The sequence below is a fragment of the Shimia sp. genome, assembly GCF_039969785.1.
Lineage (GTDB): Bacteria > Pseudomonadota > Alphaproteobacteria > Rhodobacterales > Rhodobacteraceae > Shimia.
The window spans coordinates 276939-296144 of sequence record NZ_JBDVNC010000004.1; the positions used below are offsets into that span (position 1 = coordinate 276939).

Genomic DNA, 19206 nt, shown 5'->3' on the forward strand with positions numbered 1-19206 from the left:
CAAAGGCCCAATCCTGATTTTCCTGCGACTGCGCCTCAAAGATCAAAGGACGCAAACACCGGCGCATGGTCGCTGGGCTTTTCCCAGCCACGCGCGTCGCGAAACACCCGGCTTGAATGGGCAGCGTTCGAAATGTCCGGTGTCGCCCAGACGTGATCCAGCCGCCGTCCTTTGTTTGCCGCATTCCAGTCCCGCGCACGATAGCTCCACCAACTGTAAAGCTGCCCTTCGGGGATGTCCTGACGAGTTATGTCAACCCAACTGCCTGCATCCTGGGTTTGCGCAAGATGCTCAACCTCGATCGGCGTATGGCTGACAACTTTCAAAAGCTGTTTGTGGTTCCAGACGTCATCCTCGCGGGGTGCAATGTTCAGATCTCCTACCAAAATGGCCTTTTCCGGCTTTTCGGCGTGAAACCAATCCCGCATCTCGGTCAGGTAATCCAGCTTTTGTCCGAACTTTTCGTTCTTTTCCCGGTCCGGCACATCACCACCTGCCGGGACATAGAAATTGTGCACGGTCACGCCATTGGACAGCCGCCCGGCAACGTGACGCGCATGGCCCAGGCTGGCGAAGTCTTTGTCGCCCACATCTTCGATAGGCATCCTGGACAGGATCGCGACCCCGTTATAGCCCTTTTGCCCGCGCGCAATCATATGTGTATAGCCCAAAGCCGCAAAACCTTCGGTGGGGATCTTGTCCACCGGGCTTTTACATTCCTGCAGACACAGGACATCCGGCGCTTCTTCCTCCAGCAATTTCAGCACGATAGGCTCTCTCAATCGCACCGAGTTGATGTTCCATGTGGCAAGTGAAAAGGCCATGTTGCGTGCTCCTGTATCCAGATTCTGCGAAACCCTAGCGCCCCGGTGCGGGACTTGCCATCACCAATAGACACGGATGCCATTTGCGTGTTCCAAAACCATCCGCCAGCGTTTGGACGATCCGCGATATCGGTGGTTTTGCGCCAATCTCAGAACAAAAAAAGCCCGGGCGCGAAGCCCGGGCAGTCCAACAGGGAGGTGCATATCATTACCCGGACATGCACGGGATCTCTTGTGATGACATATAAGATGTCGCCTATATGCTTCTTTGACTCATATCAAATTTCGCCAATCTTCGCTACACAACTAAAGCATGAATCTGCAAACTGCGACATCAGCGTCACGCCACCAACCGATAGCCACCGGATTCAGTAACCAACAAACGGACATTCGAAGGATCAGGTTCGATCTTTTGACGCAGGCGATAAATATGGGTCTCCAGCGTGTGTGTGGTCACGCCTGCATTGTAACCCCAGACCTCATGCAGCAGCACATCACGCGCCACAACACCGTCTGTTGACCGATACAGGAACTTGAGAATATTGGTTTCTTTTTCGGTCAGCCGGATCTTGCGATCATTGTCGGAGACCAGCAATTTCATGCTTGGCTTGAACGTATATGGGCCAAGCTGGAACACCGCATCTTCGGACTGTTCGTGCTGGCGCAACTGGGCACGAATGCGCGCCAACAGCACCGGAAACTTGAATGGCTTGGTCACATAATCATTGGCGCCGGAATCCAGACCCAGAATAGTGTCCGCGTCGCTGTCATGTCCGGTCAGCATCAAAATCGGGCTTTTCACCCCTTGCTTGCGCATCAACCGGCACAGCTCGCGACCATCTGTGTCAGGCAGGCCTACGTCCAGAATTACCAGATCATACAGACCCTCTTTTGCCCGTGCCATGGCATCGGTCCCGTTACCGGCTTCAAACACGTCAAAATCTTCGGTCATGATCAGCTGTTCAGACAGCGCCTCACGCAAATCCTCGTCATCATCCACCAGCAGGATCTTTTTCAGCTGTGCCATGGAACTTCCTCGCTTTTCATCATTGTTCTTTCATACACCGATTTGGTTCCGCCTCACGCACTCGACAAGAATTGCTGCAATAGTCTCACGGCCTCGTGTACCTGTGCTGGTAAATGTTTCATAATCCTGCCATCACTCATACATCCATGACACCCGGCCAAGCAGGATCATCGCCTTCTCATGAGTTTTTCACCTGACATTGTCGAACGCCTTGCCCGCGCCCGTGCCGACTTGCGCATGGGTGTTCCCATCGTTTTAACCGGCGGAGGAACCGCTCTCCTGGTCCTGTCCGTTGAAACCCTCAGCGCAACCCGGCTGCAAGACGTGCACACCTTAGACAGCGCGCCGGTTCTGGTGATCACCGCACGCCGTGCAGAAACCCTCAAGGCAAGGGCGTATGACGGGGAGGTTGCACGCATTCGCCCTCCTCAGGATGCGGGGCTGGCGTGGTTCCTCGGCGTTGCCAATCCGGATGACGATTTGCGCGCACCTATGAAGGGTCCTCTGGCCTCTGAAAGAGAGGGCAGTGCCGATTTGCACCGTGCCGCTGTCAAACTGATCAAATCCGCCCGGCTTCTGCCCGCCGCTCTTGTTTTACCTCTCGACAACGCAACCCGGTTTTCGCTGGAGCACGGTTTAACAATGATCCCTGCCGATCTGGCCGCGCCACATCTGCAGGCCACCAGCCCCTTGCACCCCGTCGCGCACGCCCGGATGCCAATGGCGCTGGCCGATGCAGGGCGACTGCAAATTTTCCGCCCCGAAGATGGCGGCGAAGAGCATTACGCCATCGAAGTGGGGCGTCCGCCACGGGATAAACCTGTGCTCGCAAGACTTCATTCCGCCTGCTTCACAGGTGATGTGCTGGGCAGCCTAAAATGCGACTGTGGCCCCCAGTTGCACGCCGCACTGGCTCAAATGGGGGCCGAAGGCGCGGGCGTTCTACTATACCTCAATCAAGAAGGGCGCGGTATCGGACTGGCCAACAAAATGCGTGCATACTCGCTTCAGGATCAGGGGTTTGACACGGTTGAGGCCAACCATCGGCTTGGGTTCGAAGACGACGAGCGCGATTTTCGCATTGGCTCTAACATTTTGAAAAAAATGGGCTTTTCTCAAGTTCGGCTACTCACAAATAACCCACGCAAGATCGATATGATGGAATCCGCGGGGTTGTCAGTGACAGAACGCGTCGCCCTTAAAGTTGGTGAAAATGCCCATAACCGGGCCTATCTGGCGACCAAAGCTGCCAAGTCCGGTCACCTGCTTTGACCTTTCGGACGGTACTTTGATGACACCTGATGACCTTGTCCTGACACCGCGCGGGGTCCGATTTCATGGCCGTGTGTTCCCCTGCACGATTGGGCGCAGCGGCCTCAGCGGCACCAAACGCGAAGGCGACGGCGCAACCCCACGCGGGATCCACAGGATCACCGGGTTGCTCTATCGGGCCGACCGAATGGCGCGCCCAACTGCTTGGGCAGAGCCTGTTGGTAAGGATGATCTGTGGTCCGACGCGCCCAATACCTCGACCTATAATCAACTCGTTCAGGCGCCCTATAGCGAAAGCCACGAATGCCTGCGCCGGGCCGACCCGTTATATGATCTGGTATTGCTGACGGATTGGAACTGGCCCATTGCCACGCCGGGTCACGGATCAGCCATCTTTCTGCATCAATGGCGTCGTCCCGGCTTTCCAACCGAAGGCTGTATCGCCTTTCGCCGTGACCATCTGCGCTGGATCGTCAACCGCACGCCGCCCGGCACACGTTTGATTGTGCATTAAACCGCCCGCTTAGACATGGCATTTCGGTCTAAGCCGTTCAAAACTCTCAGAAGGACAAAGTCAGCTTTCAAGGTCGCTGAATACGGCTCAATATGCCCGATCGCCAAATATGGCCGAGCCAACCCTCACATGCGTCGCGCCTTGGGCCACTGCCCTCTCAAAGTCACCACTCATGCCCATGCTCAACCCGTGCAGCCCGTTGCGCTCTGCAATTCTGGCCAGTAACGCAAAATGCAACGCCGGCTCTTCTGTGACAGGTGGGATGCACATCAGCCCTGCAACTGGCAGATCCATTTTTCGGCATTCGGCAACAAATCCGTCAGTTTCTAAGGGCAATACACCCGATTTCTGCTCTTCCTCGCCGGTGTTCACCTGAATGAACAATTGCGGGCAATGCCCCAACTCTTGTGCGAGGCGCGCCAGTGTCTTGGCCAGCTTTGGCCGATCAACAGAATGGATCGCCTCAAAAGCCTCCATTGCCTGTCGGGCCTTGTTGGTCTGCAAGGGTCCAAGCAAGTGCACAGCAACATCAGCAAACTGTTCGCGGAAAGCCGGCCATTTGCCAATCGCTTCCTGTACCTGATTTTCACCAAATACCCGGTGCCCCAATTTCAGCGTGTCTTCAACGCGAGCATCGGGTTGCCGTTTGCTGACCGCGATCAACTGAACTGCCCCTTCAGGGCGCCCCGCAGCGGCCTCGGCTTTATGAATTCTGTTTTGGATCTCGCCAAGCGACATTTGCAGCCCTTTACTCTAACCGACTGCAAAAAACACGCTTTGGGGGCAAAAGAAAAGGGCGAACTCCGAAGAGTCCGCCCAAAATCTTAAGTGAGAGTGTTCAACTTAGAAGTTGAATACTACACCTGCGTCAGCAGCAGTGTTGCCTGCGCTGTTGGAGCCAACACCGGCGCCCAGAGTAACACCGCCACCGAGGCTGTGCTTAACACCGATACCAAATGCTGTGTCGGTTGCGGTTGCGCCGCCGGCCGATACTGCAGCTTGGATGCTGGTTGCTGCGGAGATCGCGTAAGAACCCGAAGCACCGTACATTGTGTCGCTTTCAACGTCGTTGTCGCCAACCAGAACAGCGTAGGAGAAGTCGCCGAACGAGCCGTCAACACCCAGAGCCCACTGGCCGTTGGTGCCGTCGTCGCCATACATAGCGCCTACACGGTGATCGCCGAAGCTGTAGCCAGCACCGATCTGCCAGTAGTCGTTGTCACCAGCAATTGTGGTGTCGTCCAGAGTATACGAACCAGACACTGTGAAGTCGCCAGTTGCATAACGCAGCTTAACAGTCTGCTGAGTTGTGGTACCAGCGCCGAAGCCTTTTTTGTCGAAGCTAGAGAAGTTCGAAGACTGCTCCAGGAACGATGTGTAACCAACGCCGTAGCCGCCCCAGTTCAGAACGTCGCCCGAGTCGAAGACGTCCGAAACGTGACCAACGTCCAAACGCAGACCACCGGTCGAAACAGCAAAACCAGCTGCACCAGTTGATGCGCCACCGGCAGAGTTAGTGCCCAAAGGAGCTGTACCGTCGTTGGCTTCCCAACGGATACGACCTTCGAACTTAACGCCGTTGTCGGTTTCGGTTGTGCCGGTTACGGTCAAACGAAAGCGGTGATCCAGCACTGCTTCTTGAGTGGCATTTTCTGTGTATACCAAACCAAAGCGGCCGTAGCCACCAAACGAAACATCAGCAGCGGCCATGCCAGCGGTAGCAATCAGGGCTGTCGATGCGAAGAGAACTTTTTTCATAGTTTTTCCCTCGGTTTTCCAATTCATGCGCCCAGCCGGAGAATCCCACACTGGGTATGCCGTAGTCTCTCGCTCTTTTCGGGGGGTCATTGCAAGCATGGCAGCAGTACCCGGGGGCAAAGTCGCCGGAAATGGTGCAGACTTGCCACAGTCCGGTTCGCCAATCCCCGGACTCGGCCAAAATGCGCCCATTGCCACCTATGAGGATAAGCTCCGACTTCTTAAGACATTCAGTAAGAGCCTTGCTCAATCCGGCATGCTTGGCTAGGACGGGTACAAACGTTGACTTGAGGCTTCGTCATGAATTCAGTTCGCCGACCTATCCTGATTGTTGCGATGCTGGCTGTTACTGTGCTTACCGCTTGCGCCAACAACAGAGCAAAGTCGCCCTCCGGCCTGGCCGTGGATGGGCGCACAACGGAATACTCACAAGAACGGGAAACCATCTGGGATCTTTTTGGTCCCGATGATTCCGACATCACATTGCGTGTGAACAAATATCTGTGGGCGGCATCTCTGGAAGTTCTGGATTTCCTGCCAGTTCAAAGTGTTGATCCGTTTTCCGGCGTGATCGTCATGGGATATGGCACACCGCCGGGTGGCGGCAGATCTTATCGGGCAACGGTCTATATCCGCGACCCTTCGCTTGATGCGCGCTCGTTGAACGTCGCAATGCAGACCAGAGGCGGCGGAGCAGTTTCCGAAGGCACGATCCGTGCAGTTGAGGATGCGATCCTGACGCGGGCACGTCAGATCAGGATAGCTGACGGTCGCCTGTAAAATTAATCAAATGAGAAAAGTGTTCGAAGGCCGCCCGTGTAGGAACGGCCTTTTTTCTTGTCAGATCGCCTTAAGTCCGAACGGCGCCTGGCTGCATCGCAAATAGCCTGTCGATCCAATCAAGCTGGCGTGGCAAACAGCACGATTGCAGATCATAGTTCTCCACGGCAAACCGACGCGCCGCTGCCCCCATTTCTTCCGCTTTTTTCGGGTTCTCCAGCACTGCGCAGGTTTCCTCTACCAACCGGTCAGAGTCAAAGAATGGGAACAGCACACCTGTCTCGCCATTTTTGATCACTTCGTGCAATGGCGCCGTGTCACTTGCAATGATAGGCGCGCAGGCGGACATTGCCTCCAGCAAAGACCAACTCAGCACAAAAGGATAAGTCAGATACAAGTGCGCCTTACTGATCTGAAGCAAATTCAAAAAGCGGTCATAGGGGATACGTCCTAAAAAATGCACGCGCTGCCAATCAGGCGTGGAAATGCGTCCGCGCACCTCATCAATGTACTTTTGCTTCCACGTCGAGCCTTTGGGCGGCCGGGCCCCATAACTCACGTCGTCGCCGCCGACGATCAAGACCCGGGCATTTGGCCTTTGCTTTAGCAATTTAGGCAATGCGCGCATGAAAACATGGTAACCCCGATAAGGCTCCAGATTGCGGTTCACAAATGTAATCACTTCGTCCTGACGGGTCAACGCCACGCCGTCTTCCAGTTCAAATCGGACATTTTCGTTGGGCTGTACAGCGTCAGTGTCGATCCCGTCATGGATCACGTCAATAATCTGCCTGTATTCCGGCGGATAGCTTGACGCCTGATATTCCGTTGGGCTGATACCCATGTCACCAACCTGCAAGTGCATCATATTGTTCAGGTTTTTAAGTCTGAGGCGGATGGTGTCTGATTCGGCATCATTCTTTGGAAATTCGGGATCGAATCCGACATCATTATCCTCGTGCGAATAATACATCTCACAGAATAGCCCGATTCTGGCACTGGGCCACAAATCTCTCAGGAACATCGACTCGCCCCAACCGGGATGCGCGACAATCACATCTGGCGTGAATCCAGACTCGCGCAGTTTCCGTGCCGCCGCATAACAGGATTCGGCCCGTAACAACTTTGTTTCGAAATCAACCAGCCAAGGATGCAGGCCTTGCGATGGTTTGCGAGCAATTGTGTAGGGCAATATTTTTACGCCCTGCCAATTTGTCGCTTCCTTAACGCGCAATGTCAGCGAAACAACATCATCTCCCCTTGCTGCCAAAGCTGGCGCCAAATGCTTGAACTGACCGGGAAAATTCTGATGGATAAAAAGTATCTTCATAATGACTGCCTGACTACCTGTTATGCTTTGAACCTGTATAACGTGTGTTTTCCCTCTGCAAACCCCAGCCAATTTGCATTTTGACCTTCCTGCGCACTGGACCACAGACCCAAGCCCGCATATCACCATTTGCGAACCGCGCCGCACCAATGCGGCACCTCGAGAATTGAAAGGGTGACCTCTTCATGTCGCGCTATACCGCCGCCGAAATCGAATCCAAATGGCAACAAGCCTGGACCAGGTCTGAAACCTTCAAGGCTGTCCGGGACGTGTCCAAGCCGAAATACTATGTGCTTGAGATGTTCCCGTATCCATCGGGCAAGCTGCACATGGGCCACGTGCGCAATTACACGATGGGTGACGTGATCGCACGTTACAAGATGTCGACAGGTCACAATGTGCTGCACCCAATGGGCTTTGATGCGTTTGGTATGCCTGCGGAAAACGCGGCCATGGCCATCGGCGGCCACCCCAAGGAATGGACCTATTCTAACATCGACACCATGGTCGAACAAATGAAGCCGCTGGGCCTGTCGCTCGACTGGTCGCGCATGTTCGCCACCTGTGATCCTGAATATTACGGTCAGCAGCAATCGCTGTTTCTCGATTTTCTCGACGAAGGTCTGGTCTATCGCAAAAACGCGGTTGTGAACTGGGATCCGGTCGACATGACCGTTCTGGCCAATGAACAGGTCGAAGGCGGGCGCGGCTGGCGGTCGGGCGCGCTGGTCGAACGACGCGAGCTGACGCAATGGTTCTTCAAAATCTCTGACTATTCCGAAGAATTGCTCGACGCGCTTGAAACACTCGATAACTGGCCCGCCAAAGTGCGCTTGATGCAGGAAAACTGGATCGGCAAATCACGCGGCCTGCAATTCAGCTTTGAACGCACAGACGGCGCCGACCCGATCGAGGTCTACACCACCCGCCCTGACACACTGATGGGCGCGTCTTTTGTTGGCATCTCTCCCGATCACCCAATCGCCAAAGAGCTGGAAGCGGACAACTCCGAACTGGCTGATTTCCTTGCGGAATGCCGCAAGGGCGGCACCACAGAAGAAGCCATCGAAACGGCGCCAAAGCTGGGCTATGACACGGGCATCACCGTAAAACACCCGCTGAACCCTGATTGGGAACTGCCTGTCTGGATCGCCAACTTTATCCTGATGGATTACGGCACCGGCGCAATTTTCGCCTGTCCGGCACACGACCAGCGCGATCTTGATTTCTGCCGCAAATACGATTTGCCCGTGGTCGACACGTTCCTTGATCTCGACGCACCTAAGCCGGTCGAAAACGAGGCTTTCGTGCCGCCCAAAGAGCAAAAGGTCAAATGGATCAACCATTTCGCCGGGCTGGATGAAGCCACCGGACAGGATGCAATCGACGCCACCATCGATTTTGCCGAAAAGGCGGGCTGGGGTCAGGGCGTGACAAAATTCCGCCTGCGCGACTGGGGGCTGAGCCGCCAACGCTATTGGGGTTGCCCGATTCCTGTTGTGCATTGTGATGCTTGCGGCGTGGTGCCTGAAAAGAAAGAAAACCTGCCGATTGAGCTGCCCGACGACGTCACGCTGGACGTGCCCGGCAATCCGCTGGATCGCCATCCAACGTGGCGCGACTGTGCCTGCCCGTCCTGCGGCGCACCTGCGAAACGCGAAACGGATACAATGGACACGTTTGTGGACAGCTCGTGGTATTTCGCCCGCTTCACCGCGCCGCGCGCGACGACACCGACCGTGGCCGAAGACGCGGCTTACTGGATGAATGTCGACCAGTATATCGGCGGCATCGAACACGCGATCTTGCATTTGCTCTATTCGCGCTTTTTCGCCCGCGCGATGCACATCTGCGGTCACCTGCCCGAAACCGCCAAAGAGCCGTTTGATGCGCTCTTTACCCAAGGCATGGTGACACACGCGATTTTCAAGAACGCCGAACGCACAGACGAAAACGGCCGCGCAATTTATCACTATCCGGCCGAGGTCGAAGAGCGTGACGGCGTGACCGTTGTTAAGGAAACCGGTGAAAAGGTTGACGTTATCCCGTCCGCCAAGATGTCCAAATCCAAGAACAACGTGGTTGATCCGGTCGACATCATCACCTCCTACGGCGCCGACACCGCGCGCTGGTTTGTGCTGTCGGACTCGCCGCCTGAACGCGACGTCGAATGGACCGCCTCTGGCGCCGAAGCTGCGTTCAAACATCTCAACCGCGTGCATCGCATTGCGACCGATGTGATCGCGTCGGATGCTGGAAATCCAAACGAAGACGAGGCATTGTTGCGCGAGATGCACAAAGCCATCCGCGACGTGACACTTGGTGTGGAAAGCTTTGGCTTTAACGCCTCAATCGCCAAGCTTTATGCCTTTACCAATGCGCTGGCCAAATCCAAGGCAAGTAGCGCTGCCAAACGCGATGCCACCAGGGTCCTAGCCCAACTCATGTCACCGATGACACCGCACCTGTCCGAGGAAATCTGGCAGTTGCTGGGTGGAGAAGGTCTGATCATCAACGCGCCCTGGCCCGTAGCGGACGAAGCGATGCTGGTCGAGGCCAGTGTCACCCTGCCGATCCAGATCAACGGCAAACGACGCGCGGAAATCAGCGTACCCAAGGACATGCCCAAGGAAGAGGTTGAAAAACTTGTTCTCGCCCACGAAGCTGTCATTCGCACGCTGGACGGAGCCCAGCCCAAGAAACTCATCGTTGTCCCCGGTCGGATTGTGAATGTTGTCATTTAATCGTCGCCTGTTTCTGCTTTCGGCCGCTGCCCTTGGCGGTTGCGGCTTTTCCCCGGTTTACGGACCCGAAGGGGGCGCCAGCGTTTTGCAGAACAACGTGTTGGTGGATGAACCCGGTGACAATGCGTCTTATCTTTTGACACGCGAGCTGGAAGACAGGCTAGGTCGGGGATCTGGCGGCGAAACCTATGGCTTATCGCTTTCGGTCAAGACCGATCAGGAATCGGTTGGCAAAACTGTGGCACAGGTCACGTCGCGCTATGACATTGTTGGCGAGGCAACATATTCGCTGCGCGAACTGAACACGAAAGAGGTGATCACCTCGGGCAAAGTCAACAGCTTTACCGGCTATTCGGCGACCGGTTCGACGGTTGCAGAACTGGCGGCGGAAACGGACGCTTTCGAACGACTGATGGTCATTCTGGCCGACCGTATTGTCGCTGATCTGCAGGCCTATACCACCACCAACCCGCTATGAAACTGTCCGCCCGCGACAGCGCGCGCTATTTCGCATCGCCGGACCCGGATCGCACCGGGTTGCTGATTTACGGCGCAGACGCGATGCGAACCGCGCTCAAGCGGCAGGAAGTGATTGCAGCGTTGATAGGTCCACAGGGCGAAGAGGAAATGCGCCTGACACGCATACCCGGCGGCGAGTTGCGCAAAGACCCCGCACGACTGGGCGACGCGATCAAGGAAATCAGCTTTTTCCCCGGACCCAGGGTGGCCTTTGTCGAAGACGCCACCGACGCAGCGGCGCCCGCAATTTTAGCCGCTTTAGAGGACTGGTCGCCGGGAGATGCGCAGATCATCGTCACAGCCGGTCAGCTCAAGGCGAGCTCAAAAGTACGCAAAGCCTTTGAGGTGCACGCCAACGCCTATGCGGTGGGCATTTACAATGACCCACCCTCGCGTGCCGAGATCGAGGCAGATCTGGCGCGGTCCGGTCTGAAGAATGTCGAACACGAAGCCATGACCGACCTCAATAATCTCGCCCGCGAGCTTGATCCGGGGGATTTTCGGCAGACACTCGAAAAACTGGCGCTGTATAAATTCGAAGATGACCTGCCGGTGACGTCCGAAGACGTGATGGCCTGTGCCCCGCTATCAACCGAGGCCGCTCTGGATGATGTTCTTAACATTGTGGCCGAGGGCCGCCCGCAGGAAATTGGCCCGGTATTGCGCAAACTTCAGGCGCAAGGTGTGAACCCGGTCGCGCTCCTTATCTCGGCCACCCGCCATTTTCGCGCGCTTTATACGGCGGCATCTGACCCCGGCGGCGCATCAGCCGGAATTGCACGCATGCGCCCGCCCATTTTTGGCCCACGTCGGGACAGGATGATGCGGCAGGCGTCTGGCTGGGGCGCGGCCAAGCTGGAACAGGCCCTGACCGGACTGACAGATACTGACCTGCAGTTGCGCTCAGCCGGGCAACGCGCGCCGGATATGGCGCTGGTTGAGCGGCTGTTCCTGCGTCTTGCCATGCTGGGACGCCGATAGGCCAGCCAATTGCTCCCGCCCCTTGCCACTGCAGCAAAGCTGCACAGGCAAATGCGTTGGGCCCGGCGGGGCGCCCGGCCGGGCAGGCCCGCCCACGCGCCCCGACCCCACGTCACTACATGAATTGTATCTTGTCGTGCCCGAGCTGGCCTGCCACCTTTGCATTAGTTTCAGGAGGATGAACCATGTATGACGTCATTGGCGGGCTGAGCAGCCGGAGTTTTCGTGTCATGTGGATGCTGGAGGAGCTTGGCCAGCCTTATGAATCGCTGCCCGAAAAACCGCGCAGCGAAAAAGTCCTGTCCCTGAACCCCACTGGAAAGGTGCCTGTCCTGCTGGACGATGGCGTGGCAATCACAGACTCGACCGCCATCCTGACCTATCTGGCCGACAAACACGGCGCTCTGACCTTTCCTGCGGGCACCATCGAGCGCGCTCATCAGGACAGCATCACCCATCAGGTGCTTGATGAAATTGATGCGGTCTTATGGACCGCGGCACGCCACAGCTTTGTCCTGCCCGAAGACAAACGCGTGCCCGAGGTAAAATCTTCGTTGATCTGGGAATATAGCCGCAACCTCGACTTTGTTCTGGCGCGCCGAAAAGGTCCTTATCTAATGGGCGAGATGATGACCATTCCGGACATTATCCTGACCCATTGCGGCGGCTGGGCGCTCTCTGCGAAATTCCCGACAGACAACGATGATTTCAAAGACTACCTCAAAATCGTGCGCGCACGTCCTGCCTTTCGCAAACTGCGCGAAAAACGGCCCTGAACGCTCAGGCTTTGTTCAGCCACGCCAAAGCGCTCTGCCCTGCCCAGCGCCCTGTGGCAAGGCAGCCCGTCAGCAGATAGCCACCTGTCGGAGCCTCCCAGTCGAGCATTTCCCCGGCGGCAAACACGCCGGGCTGAGACGCAAGCATCAAGGTCCCGTCCAAGGCCGAAAACGGCACGCCGCCCGCTGTCGAAATCGCTTCATCCATTGGGCGCGGGCCAGACAAACGCACCGGCAAAGCCTTGATCAGCGGAGCAAGATCATCCGGCAAGGGGCGTCCGAACTCCATCAACAGCGCCTGTTTCACCGGATCAAGCCGCAGTGTTTTGCGCAGATGATTGGACAGGCTGGTTTTACCACGTCGCCGGGCCAGACGTTTGCGCAAATCGTCTTCGTTCAGGTCGGGCATCAGGTCAATCGTCAAGCCATGCCCATCGCGCAACAGACGCGACACCGCATAGATACCGCCGCCTTCGACACCCCGGGCTGACACCACAAATTCGCCGCGCACCCGCATGTCGCCGGCGCTTAACGCAACGGTTTTCACCGGACTGCCGAAATGCGCCGTCATGTGATCCGACCAATCCACATGAAATCCCATATTCGCAGGCCGAAAAGGTGCCAGCGGCACCCCGATCCAGTTGGCCCATGCCCCATCCGAGCCAAGCCGCGCCCAGCTGGCCCCGCCACAAGCCAGAACCGCGACTTTTGGGCGAATGTCCTGCATGCCCTCGGGGGTCTCAAACCGGAACGCCCCGTCGGTCCATCGCCAGCGCGTGCGCAACGTGACCCCCTGCCCATCCAGCCGCCGCAACCATGCCCGCAACAAAGGGGATGCTTTCATCACCCTTGGAAACACCCGCCCCGAAGACCCGGTGAACATTTCCTGTCCCAGACCTTCGGCCCAATGGCGCACCTCATCTGGTCCAAACGCCTCAAGCATTGGTCGCAACACGGGGGCCGCTGTGTCGAATGCGGCCAGAAACGGATCAAATGCTTCGTCCCGCGTCAGGTTCAGCCCGGATTTGCCCGCCATCAGCAACTTGCGCGCAACCGATGGTTTGGCCTCGGCCACCACCACCTTTACCCCGGCGGCTGACAGCACATCTGCCGCCATCAATCCAGCTGGCCCCGCCCCAATGATCAGCGCGTCTGTCACGATGACCGGGTCTCGATCGCGCCTTTCAGCTCGATCACACGGTGCGGATAAGGGATCTCAATGCCGTTCTCTTTGAGCGCGTTCCAGATCAGGAACAACACGTCGGACATGAATTTGTTTTTGCCGTCATCAATGCCTTCCACCCAGATTTCCACCGCGAAATCCACGCCGCTCTCGCCAAACCCGCGCAGTTCGCAATCCGGGGGGAACGGCTCATTCAACACGCCGGGATGCTTAGCCACCGCCGCCTCAACGATATCGGGCACCTTGTTGATATCCGTGTCATAGCTGACCGAAAATGGCGCCTCATACCGGTTGGCAGACCCGCTATCGGAATAATTCACCACACGGGTAGTGATGAAATCTTCGTTTGGCACCACAATCCAGCGCCCGTCATAAGTCTCCAGAATAGTCGCCCGCGCGGTCATCCGGATAATAGTGCCCGCCTCGCCGCCATCCAACTCAACATAATCTCCGACCGTAGCCTGCCCCTCCAAAAGCAGGATCACACCCGAGATGAAATTCGACGCAATCTTCTGCAGCCCAAAACCAAGACCAACACCAATCACACCGGTCAAAACCGCCAAAGACGTCAGCGAAATGCCCATGATGTTCATCAGCAACAGGAACGCGACACCAAATATCCCGATCTCGATCGCCTTGGCGATCAGCTCGCGCATGGCCGGGCGCATTTCGGCCTGTTTCTTGATGAACTGAGTGGACTGATCATTCGACCACCGGCCCAGCCAGAAAATCGCGCCGCCAACAATCACGAAACGGATCGCAAACAGCATCGAGAACGACAAGTTGCCCAAAGGCACAATCGTCTCGTCCAGCCTCAGCATCGCCGGTTCCAGCAATCCGATAGCGTAGAGCGCCGCAACGGGGATCAGAATGTATCGCCCCAGAACTTTCATCAGCGGGTCATCAATGACCTCGCGCACCAGAATGCGCACCGCAAGGAACAGGAACACCCGTTTGCCAAACGCGATCACCGCACCCGACCCAAACAGCGACCGGGTCACCGATTCACCGATCCCTGTGAACCCATAGGCCAACAGCGGCAGCATCAGGGGCACAAAAATCAGAACAAACCGGCGCATCTTGGCAATCGCGTGATCCTGCATGTCAGGCGGGGTCAACAACCGCGTGGCCAATGGTTTGAGCTTGCGTGCAACGAGCAGCGCGAAAATATAGGCCACAACAAGCAGCCCGAGTTGTGACCACGCGGCGGGGCTTAACAGCCAACCTTGCGCGATCTCCCACAATCGTTGCGCCTGTTCCAGCCCCTGCGCGGCGAGTTCTGACCCGTCCATTGCACCCTCATACCTTTGTACATTACCGGCAATCTCATGCCCGCAAGTTCCACCGAACTCAAGAGCAAGCACCGATCAGACCCAATTGCCCGGTGGCCTGCGCTCAAAATTGCCGAACTAACCGCCAAGCATCTGTAGATAGGCCGCTGGACCGATCTCATCATGAACTACTCACCCTAAATTCATACACCATTGTGGACTTGTGAAATCATGCTCAGGGGGCATTTAAAGCAAATTGGATTGCTGATGTCAGCCTTTGGAACAATGCAACGGCAGCAAATTACCAAGCTTGAAATGAACGACCGTCGCGTCAAACGCCAAAAAGTCACAACGTCAGAACCCGGCAGCGCTTGTGTTTCACAGACTGTTCAAGTTAACCTTTTTGGGATGATAACAGGAAGTTTCCAGTGACAAACGACAACAGGCGCTCACTTACATTGCGCGACGTATCCGAAGCGTCGGGCGTATCTGAAATGACAGTGAGTCGCGTTCTGCGCAACCGCGGTGACGTTTCAGCGACAACGCGAGAAAAAGTTCTCAAAGCAGCTAAGGATTTGGGCTACGTACCCAACAAAATTGCGGGTGCTTTGGCAAGCCAACGGGTGAACCTGGTCGCCGTCATCATCCCGTCTCTCTCGAACATGGTGTTCCCGGAGGTTCTCACTGGGATCAGCCAGGTGCTGGAAGACACTGAACTTCAGCCCGTCGTTGGTGTGACGGACTATCTTCCTGAAAAAGAAGAGAAAGTTCTCTACGAAATGCTGTCCTGGCGACCTTCAGGTGTCATCATTGCAGGCCTCGAACACACCGACGCTTCACGTGCTATGCTCAGCGCCAGCGGCATTCCGGTTGTCGAGATAATGGATACAGACGGAGAACCCGTCGACGCGATGGTCGGGATATCGCACCGCAGGGCGGGTCGCGAAATGGCCGCGGCCATTTTGGAAGCCGGGTACAAGAAAATCGCCTTTCTCGGAACCAAGATGCCACTGGATCACCGTGCGCGGAAACGATTTGAAGGGTTCACGGAAACGCTCGCCAAAGCCGGGCTAGAAGTTTGTGACCGGGAATTCTATTCCGGTGGTTCCGCGTTGGCCAAGGGCCGCGAAATGACAAAAACCGTGCTCGACCGCAATCCGGACATCGATTTCATTTATTATTCAAATGACATGATCGGCGCGGGTGGGTTGCTTTACCTCACGGGCCAGGGAATCGATGTGCCCGGACAAATCGGGCTGGCAGGTTTCAACGGTGTTGAGTTGTTGCAAGGCTTGCCTCAACAGTTGGCGACGATGGATGCCTGCCGACATGAAATTGGATCTCGCGCCGCTGAAATCATTGCCGAAAGAGTACGCGGCGATACATCAAGCGCGAGTTTCGCGCTGACACCCAAGATCAGCTTTGGGGATACGTTGCAGCGCAAGTAGGGCTCATTGCTTACTTGTTAGTTCGGGCGATTTGCTCTTCCGCGGCCCGCAACGCTTTTCGGAAATTTGGTCCTCTCCGTCGCGCCAAAACTGCCGTGCAGTATCGGGCCAACATTTTCGGTCGATCAAGCTTTTGCAGCATCTGAAGCATTTCTTTTTGGAAACGCCCATTCTCACGACGCCGACGCAATAACGTGTAAAACTCGGCCTGGGTCATCGTGTTTGCGACACATCCCTCAATAACCGGTTTCAAAATACCCAGTTGCAGCCACAGCGATGCAATCCGATGGCCCATAAACCGGCATCTATATTTGCGAATATTCGCCCCTCGAAACAGCGCCACATGCATCGCATCAAGCGGCGCGCGCGGATCGTAAAACATGTGCACCGCGCTGGCGTCTGCGACCAGATCAGGCGCGTACCCATACCGGTCATGATAGTTCCGGCGCCAGGCCTTTTTGTATCGTGTTTCCCAACTGGCAACTTCACGATCCAAAGTTGCCTGGGGTGAAATACAAATCACGGTTGCCCCGGGTGCAGCAGACGAAAACACAGCCGCCGCATAAGCCCCCATTGAAGCCCCATAAAATATCACATTAGAAAACCGTTCGAAAAACCCTTCGTCTCGCAAACGATCAAAAAAGTCATGCACCTCACTGTCACGATACCAGGTCCAGTCATGCGCCATCAAACCCAGCATCGACCAACCACGCGAGGTAACAAAGTCATACCCCCACGGCATCCGATCTGCCCCACGTTCATAGACATGATCCAGGTTCTCAAAGGTCACGATTAACGTATCGCCGCGTTCCACGAACAATGCAGTGTGCTGATCGCCTAACGCTTCATAAAACCCTTCTTTTGCTCCGATATCTTCCAGATTGGTTTGCCATTCGGACTGGGTTTTCGGTTCGTGCTGGTCTTTCATTGTCATGCCACCTGCGCCAGCTTTTGCCGAACATCCTCGTACATCTCAAAATCGGGGCCAAAGGCCTTTTCGATATTACGCCGATCCAACGCGGTCATCCCCTCAATCAATTCGGCGCTTTTCGATTTGTGCCCCATCGAGGCACGCGTATCTTGCACTTTGGGCCGCTCGACCTGGAAAATCCGGCGTACAATCTGGCTCAGCGCACCGTGCAGATCAGCCATATCACCTACAAAATCATAGTTGATAAAATCATAAGACACTTCAAGACGTTGACTGCGCCAATGCCGATCAACGTCACGGGCGCCCTGATCCTGCGCCATGATGTCAAGAAACTGCGACAGGGATAAATCACTGTCGGCGGGTCGCTTGAGGTAGCGCATCAATTTGGTCTTTTGCTTGTCGCCTTTGACAATTTTGTCAGCAAAGCTCGACACCGTGCGCGCCACCGGCTCACGAACAATGGTAAACCGAAACACACGCCTGTCTGCCAACGCTTCCATCACTTGCGCAATACTCAGCCCGCGTGGCCCTGTCAGCAACAACGTATTGGGCGGAGTATGGACAAGCCTCATATCGAGCCCTTCTGTCGCCTCACCCTTTTGCTCCAGCAAATTGGCCATCAAAGTTGCCAACACCGTGGTACACGCGGCCTTGTGGTTTTTCATATATAAAAACGGGCTGCCAAAAACAGGTACGTTCACCAGCTGAAGAAAATGACGCTGGTTCGGATAGTTTTCCAAAATGCGGGGGCGATGCTCCACGGCCTAACCCTCGCGAAACAGGCTTGGGGCTGACTGGATCAACCGATCCCGACATTCCTTGATAAAGCTTTTCTCGACGAGATAATCACGCGAAATTTTGGTGACAGACGCCTCGCCTTTCAAAGCCTCAATAGCGATCTTTGCCCGAAAGTCCGGATCATCGACCGGCGCCTTGTCTTTGACGATCTTCGCTGGAATAGGGGCTGCATCCGGATCGATATCGTGCTTGACCATAACATTATGCATGAACGACCCACGACGTGGCCGATTGTTTTCTTTCTCCTGTAGACGCGGCTTCATGCGGCGCGCCCAGAAATGCACGCCTTTGGTGTCTTCCGTAAACCAGTCATCCATGTCGAACCGGCTTTGGAACATCTTATTTCGGTCTTTAAATGACACCGGATAAAACGCTTCCACAGGCTCTGCGTATTTAATCTCGCCAGACTGCTTTAAGAAATGGGTCACCGCTGCGGGGCCCGTAAAGCCCCAGTTTTGCGCCGTCATATGTACCGGGTTTCCAGCTTCCTTTTCAGCTTGCAGTTCCGCCTGTTGCCATGGGCGCAACCAAGGACCAATTGCGTACTCGTCCTCAAAAAATTCCAGCATCGCGGTCAACGCCTTGGATGTTTTTGGCAACCCCAGGACCGCGTTACACACGAGGTCGTCTTTTTCCCAGCCGAACACCGTTTTTCGGGTGAATTTAAACGGCCGGTAGCAATAGATGTCCGCATCGACCCAGATCTTGTCGGTTTTTTTCAGCATATTGAGGCGCCATAGATCGGCATGAATCGCCGGGCTGCCCGTTCTGACATGGCGATACATCGGGTCCGCCGGAAATATGTCTTCTGCGTCTGCCGTATGCACCCCTTCGGGCACATTTGGGATCTCATCATAGCTATATAATGTCGTGTGGTGCCCTGCATCGGCAAAGCTCTTCAGACAAAGTTGTTCCAACCAGCTGAGCTGACCGCCGATCCACAACGACGCAATCTCTGGGAGTTTTGCCATTTTGCCTGCCTTTTGTTCTTGATTTGGAAACAGTTTAGCTGTTCTTCCGGGTTTTGTCTCTGAATTTACATCTGCAATT

General features: G+C 55.7%; 19 protein-coding genes. 9 read left to right on the plus strand and 10 right to left on the minus strand.

Annotated elements, in window-relative coordinates; all coding sequences use genetic code 11:
- Nucleotides 1–35: 35 nt before the first annotated feature.
- Entirely contained in the window at nt 36–824 is a 789-nt protein-coding gene (locus ABJI08_RS01735; protein ID WP_348400103.1) for an exodeoxyribonuclease III, read from the minus strand.
- Nucleotides 825–1164: 340 nt separating this feature from the next.
- Nucleotides 1165–1851 (minus strand): response regulator transcription factor, encoded by a 687-nt coding sequence (locus tag ABJI08_RS01740; RefSeq protein WP_348400104.1) that lies wholly within the window; start codon nt 1849–1851, stop codon nt 1165–1167.
- Nucleotides 1852–2031: 180 nt separating this feature from the next.
- On the opposite strand from ABJI08_RS01740, the gene ribA reads away from it, so the two are divergent.
- Nucleotides 2032–3123, plus strand: coding sequence for a GTP cyclohydrolase II (gene ribA / locus ABJI08_RS01745; protein WP_348400105.1), 1092 nt, complete (start codon nt 2032–2034; stop codon nt 3121–3123).
- A 19-nt stretch (nt 3124–3142) separates the two neighbouring features.
- Entirely contained in the window at nt 3143–3637 is a 495-nt protein-coding gene (locus tag ABJI08_RS01750) for a L,D-transpeptidase family protein (RefSeq protein ID WP_348400106.1), read from the plus strand.
- A gap of 87 nt (nt 3638–3724) precedes the next feature.
- Here the strand turns inward: ABJI08_RS01750 and ABJI08_RS01755 are convergent, their stop codons facing one another.
- Together ABJI08_RS01755 and ABJI08_RS01760 are read right to left on the minus strand one after the other, a co-directional pair.
- On the minus strand, nt 3725–4375 hold the full coding sequence (locus tag ABJI08_RS01755; RefSeq protein ID WP_348400107.1) for a YggS family pyridoxal phosphate-dependent enzyme: 651 nt from the start codon (nt 4373–4375) through the stop codon (nt 3725–3727).
- A gap of 105 nt (nt 4376–4480) precedes the next feature.
- Nucleotides 4481–5395 (minus strand): porin, encoded by a 915-nt coding sequence (locus tag ABJI08_RS01760; protein WP_348400108.1) that lies wholly within the window; start codon nt 5393–5395, stop codon nt 4481–4483.
- Nucleotides 5396–5695: 300 nt separating this feature from the next.
- Here ABJI08_RS01760 and ABJI08_RS01765 point away from each other — a divergent pair, with 300 nt between their 5' ends.
- Entirely contained in the window at nt 5696–6175 is a 480-nt protein-coding gene (locus ABJI08_RS01765; RefSeq protein WP_348400109.1) for a DUF3576 domain-containing protein, read from the plus strand.
- A 70-nt stretch (nt 6176–6245) separates the two neighbouring features.
- Here the strand turns inward: ABJI08_RS01765 and ABJI08_RS01770 are convergent, their stop codons facing one another.
- Nucleotides 6246–7505, minus strand: coding sequence for a glycosyltransferase family 4 protein (locus tag ABJI08_RS01770; RefSeq protein WP_348400110.1), 1260 nt, complete (start codon nt 7503–7505; stop codon nt 6246–6248).
- 185 nt (nt 7506–7690) lie between these two features.
- On the opposite strand from ABJI08_RS01770, the gene leuS reads away from it, so the two are divergent.
- From leuS to ABJI08_RS01790, 4 genes are all read left to right on the plus strand, one after another.
- The gene (leuS, locus tag ABJI08_RS01775) at nt 7691–10249 is read left to right on the plus strand and encodes a leucine--tRNA ligase (protein WP_348400111.1); all 2559 of its coding nucleotides are present in this window, start codon (nt 7691–7693) and stop codon (nt 10247–10249) included.
- Complete coding sequence (gene lptE / locus ABJI08_RS01780) at nt 10236–10727, plus strand: LPS assembly lipoprotein LptE (RefSeq protein WP_348400112.1); 492 nt, start codon at nt 10236–10238, stop codon at nt 10725–10727. The genes leuS and lptE overlap by 14 nt, the downstream gene beginning before the upstream one ends.
- Nucleotides 10724–11749, plus strand: coding sequence for a DNA polymerase III subunit delta (gene holA, locus ABJI08_RS01785; protein ID WP_348400113.1), 1026 nt, complete (start codon nt 10724–10726; stop codon nt 11747–11749). Before lptE ends, holA begins: the two co-directional genes overlap by 4 nt.
- Before the next feature lie 185 nt (nt 11750–11934).
- The gene (locus ABJI08_RS01790) at nt 11935–12525 is read left to right on the plus strand and encodes a glutathione S-transferase family protein (protein WP_348400114.1); all 591 of its coding nucleotides are present in this window, start codon (nt 11935–11937) and stop codon (nt 12523–12525) included.
- Nucleotides 12526–12529: 4 nt separating this feature from the next.
- Here ABJI08_RS01790 and ABJI08_RS01795 read toward each other — a convergent pair whose 3' ends face one another.
- The gene (locus ABJI08_RS01795) at nt 12530–13684 is read right to left on the minus strand and encodes a TIGR03862 family flavoprotein (protein ID WP_348400115.1); all 1155 of its coding nucleotides are present in this window, start codon (nt 13682–13684) and stop codon (nt 12530–12532) included.
- Complete coding sequence (locus ABJI08_RS01800; protein WP_348400116.1) at nt 13681–15000, minus strand: mechanosensitive ion channel domain-containing protein; 1320 nt, start codon at nt 14998–15000, stop codon at nt 13681–13683. The genes ABJI08_RS01795 and ABJI08_RS01800 overlap by 4 nt, the downstream gene beginning before the upstream one ends.
- 246 nt (nt 15001–15246) lie before the next feature.
- On the opposite strand from ABJI08_RS01800, the gene ABJI08_RS01805 reads away from it, so the two are divergent.
- The gene (locus tag ABJI08_RS01805; RefSeq protein WP_348400117.1) at nt 15247–15411 is read left to right on the plus strand and encodes a hypothetical protein; all 165 of its coding nucleotides are present in this window, start codon (nt 15247–15249) and stop codon (nt 15409–15411) included.
- Entirely contained in the window at nt 15408–16427 is a 1020-nt protein-coding gene (locus ABJI08_RS01810; protein ID WP_348400118.1) for a LacI family DNA-binding transcriptional regulator, read from the plus strand. The genes ABJI08_RS01805 and ABJI08_RS01810 overlap by 4 nt, the downstream gene beginning before the upstream one ends.
- Before the next feature lie 10 nt (nt 16428–16437).
- Here ABJI08_RS01810 and ABJI08_RS01815 read toward each other — a convergent pair whose 3' ends face one another.
- The 3 genes from ABJI08_RS01815 to ABJI08_RS01825 all read right to left on the minus strand — a co-directional run bounded on the left by ABJI08_RS01815 (nt 16438) and on the right by ABJI08_RS01825 (nt 19127).
- Complete coding sequence (locus tag ABJI08_RS01815; protein WP_348400119.1) at nt 16438–17355, minus strand: phosphoadenosine phosphosulfate reductase; 918 nt, start codon at nt 17353–17355, stop codon at nt 16438–16440.
- Nucleotides 17356–17357: 2 nt separating this feature from the next.
- Complete coding sequence (locus ABJI08_RS01820; RefSeq protein WP_348400120.1) at nt 17358–18023, minus strand: sulfotransferase family 2 domain-containing protein; 666 nt, start codon at nt 18021–18023, stop codon at nt 17358–17360.
- 99 nt (nt 18024–18122) lie between these two features.
- A complete protein-coding gene (locus tag ABJI08_RS01825) occupies nt 18123–19127 on the minus strand; it encodes a hypothetical protein (RefSeq protein WP_348400121.1) in 1005 nt (334 codons plus the stop codon).
- Nucleotides 19128–19206: the final 79 nt, after the last annotated feature.

Excerpts from the sequence above, each read along its gene's own strand:
- ABJI08_RS01765 (WP_348400109.1), top strand. The coding sequence starts at position 5,696 with ATGAATTCAGTTCGCCGACCTATCCTGATTGTTGCGATGCTGGCTGTT.
- ABJI08_RS01760 (WP_348400108.1), bottom strand. The coding sequence starts at position 5,395 with ATGAAAAAAGTTCTCTTCGCATCGACAGCCCTGATTGCTACCGCTGGC.
- ABJI08_RS01750 (WP_348400106.1), top strand. The coding sequence starts at position 3,143 with ATGACACCTGATGACCTTGTCCTGACACCGCGCGGGGTCCGATTTCAT.
- lptE (WP_348400112.1), top strand. The coding sequence starts at position 10,236 with ATGTTGTCATTTAATCGTCGCCTGTTTCTGCTTTCGGCCGCTGCCCTT.
- ABJI08_RS01755 (WP_348400107.1), bottom strand. The coding sequence starts at position 4,375 with ATGTCGCTTGGCGAGATCCAAAACAGAATTCATAAAGCCGAGGCCGCT.
- holA (WP_348400113.1), top strand. The coding sequence starts at position 10,724 with ATGAAACTGTCCGCCCGCGACAGCGCGCGCTATTTCGCATCGCCGGAC.
- ABJI08_RS01805 (WP_348400117.1), top strand. The coding sequence starts at position 15,247 with ATGTCAGCCTTTGGAACAATGCAACGGCAGCAAATTACCAAGCTTGAA.
- ABJI08_RS01735 (WP_348400103.1), bottom strand. The coding sequence starts at position 824 with ATGGCCTTTTCACTTGCCACATGGAACATCAACTCGGTGCGATTGAGA.
- ABJI08_RS01790 (WP_348400114.1), top strand. The coding sequence starts at position 11,935 with ATGTATGACGTCATTGGCGGGCTGAGCAGCCGGAGTTTTCGTGTCATG.
- ABJI08_RS01770 (WP_348400110.1), bottom strand. The coding sequence starts at position 7,505 with ATGAAGATACTTTTTATCCATCAGAATTTTCCCGGTCAGTTCAAGCAT.
- ABJI08_RS01800 (WP_348400116.1), bottom strand. The coding sequence starts at position 15,000 with ATGGACGGGTCAGAACTCGCCGCGCAGGGGCTGGAACAGGCGCAACGA.
- ribA (WP_348400105.1), top strand. The coding sequence starts at position 2,032 with ATGAGTTTTTCACCTGACATTGTCGAACGCCTTGCCCGCGCCCGTGCC.
- ABJI08_RS01740 (WP_348400104.1), bottom strand. The coding sequence starts at position 1,851 with ATGGCACAGCTGAAAAAGATCCTGCTGGTGGATGATGACGAGGATTTG.
- ABJI08_RS01815 (WP_348400119.1), bottom strand. The coding sequence starts at position 17,355 with ATGAAAGACCAGCACGAACCGAAAACCCAGTCCGAATGGCAAACCAAT.
- leuS (WP_348400111.1), top strand. The coding sequence starts at position 7,691 with ATGTCGCGCTATACCGCCGCCGAAATCGAATCCAAATGGCAACAAGCC.
- ABJI08_RS01820 (WP_348400120.1), bottom strand. The coding sequence starts at position 18,023 with ATGAAAAACCACAAGGCCGCGTGTACCACGGTGTTGGCAACTTTGATG.
- ABJI08_RS01825 (WP_348400121.1), bottom strand. The coding sequence starts at position 19,127 with ATGGCAAAACTCCCAGAGATTGCGTCGTTGTGGATCGGCGGTCAGCTC.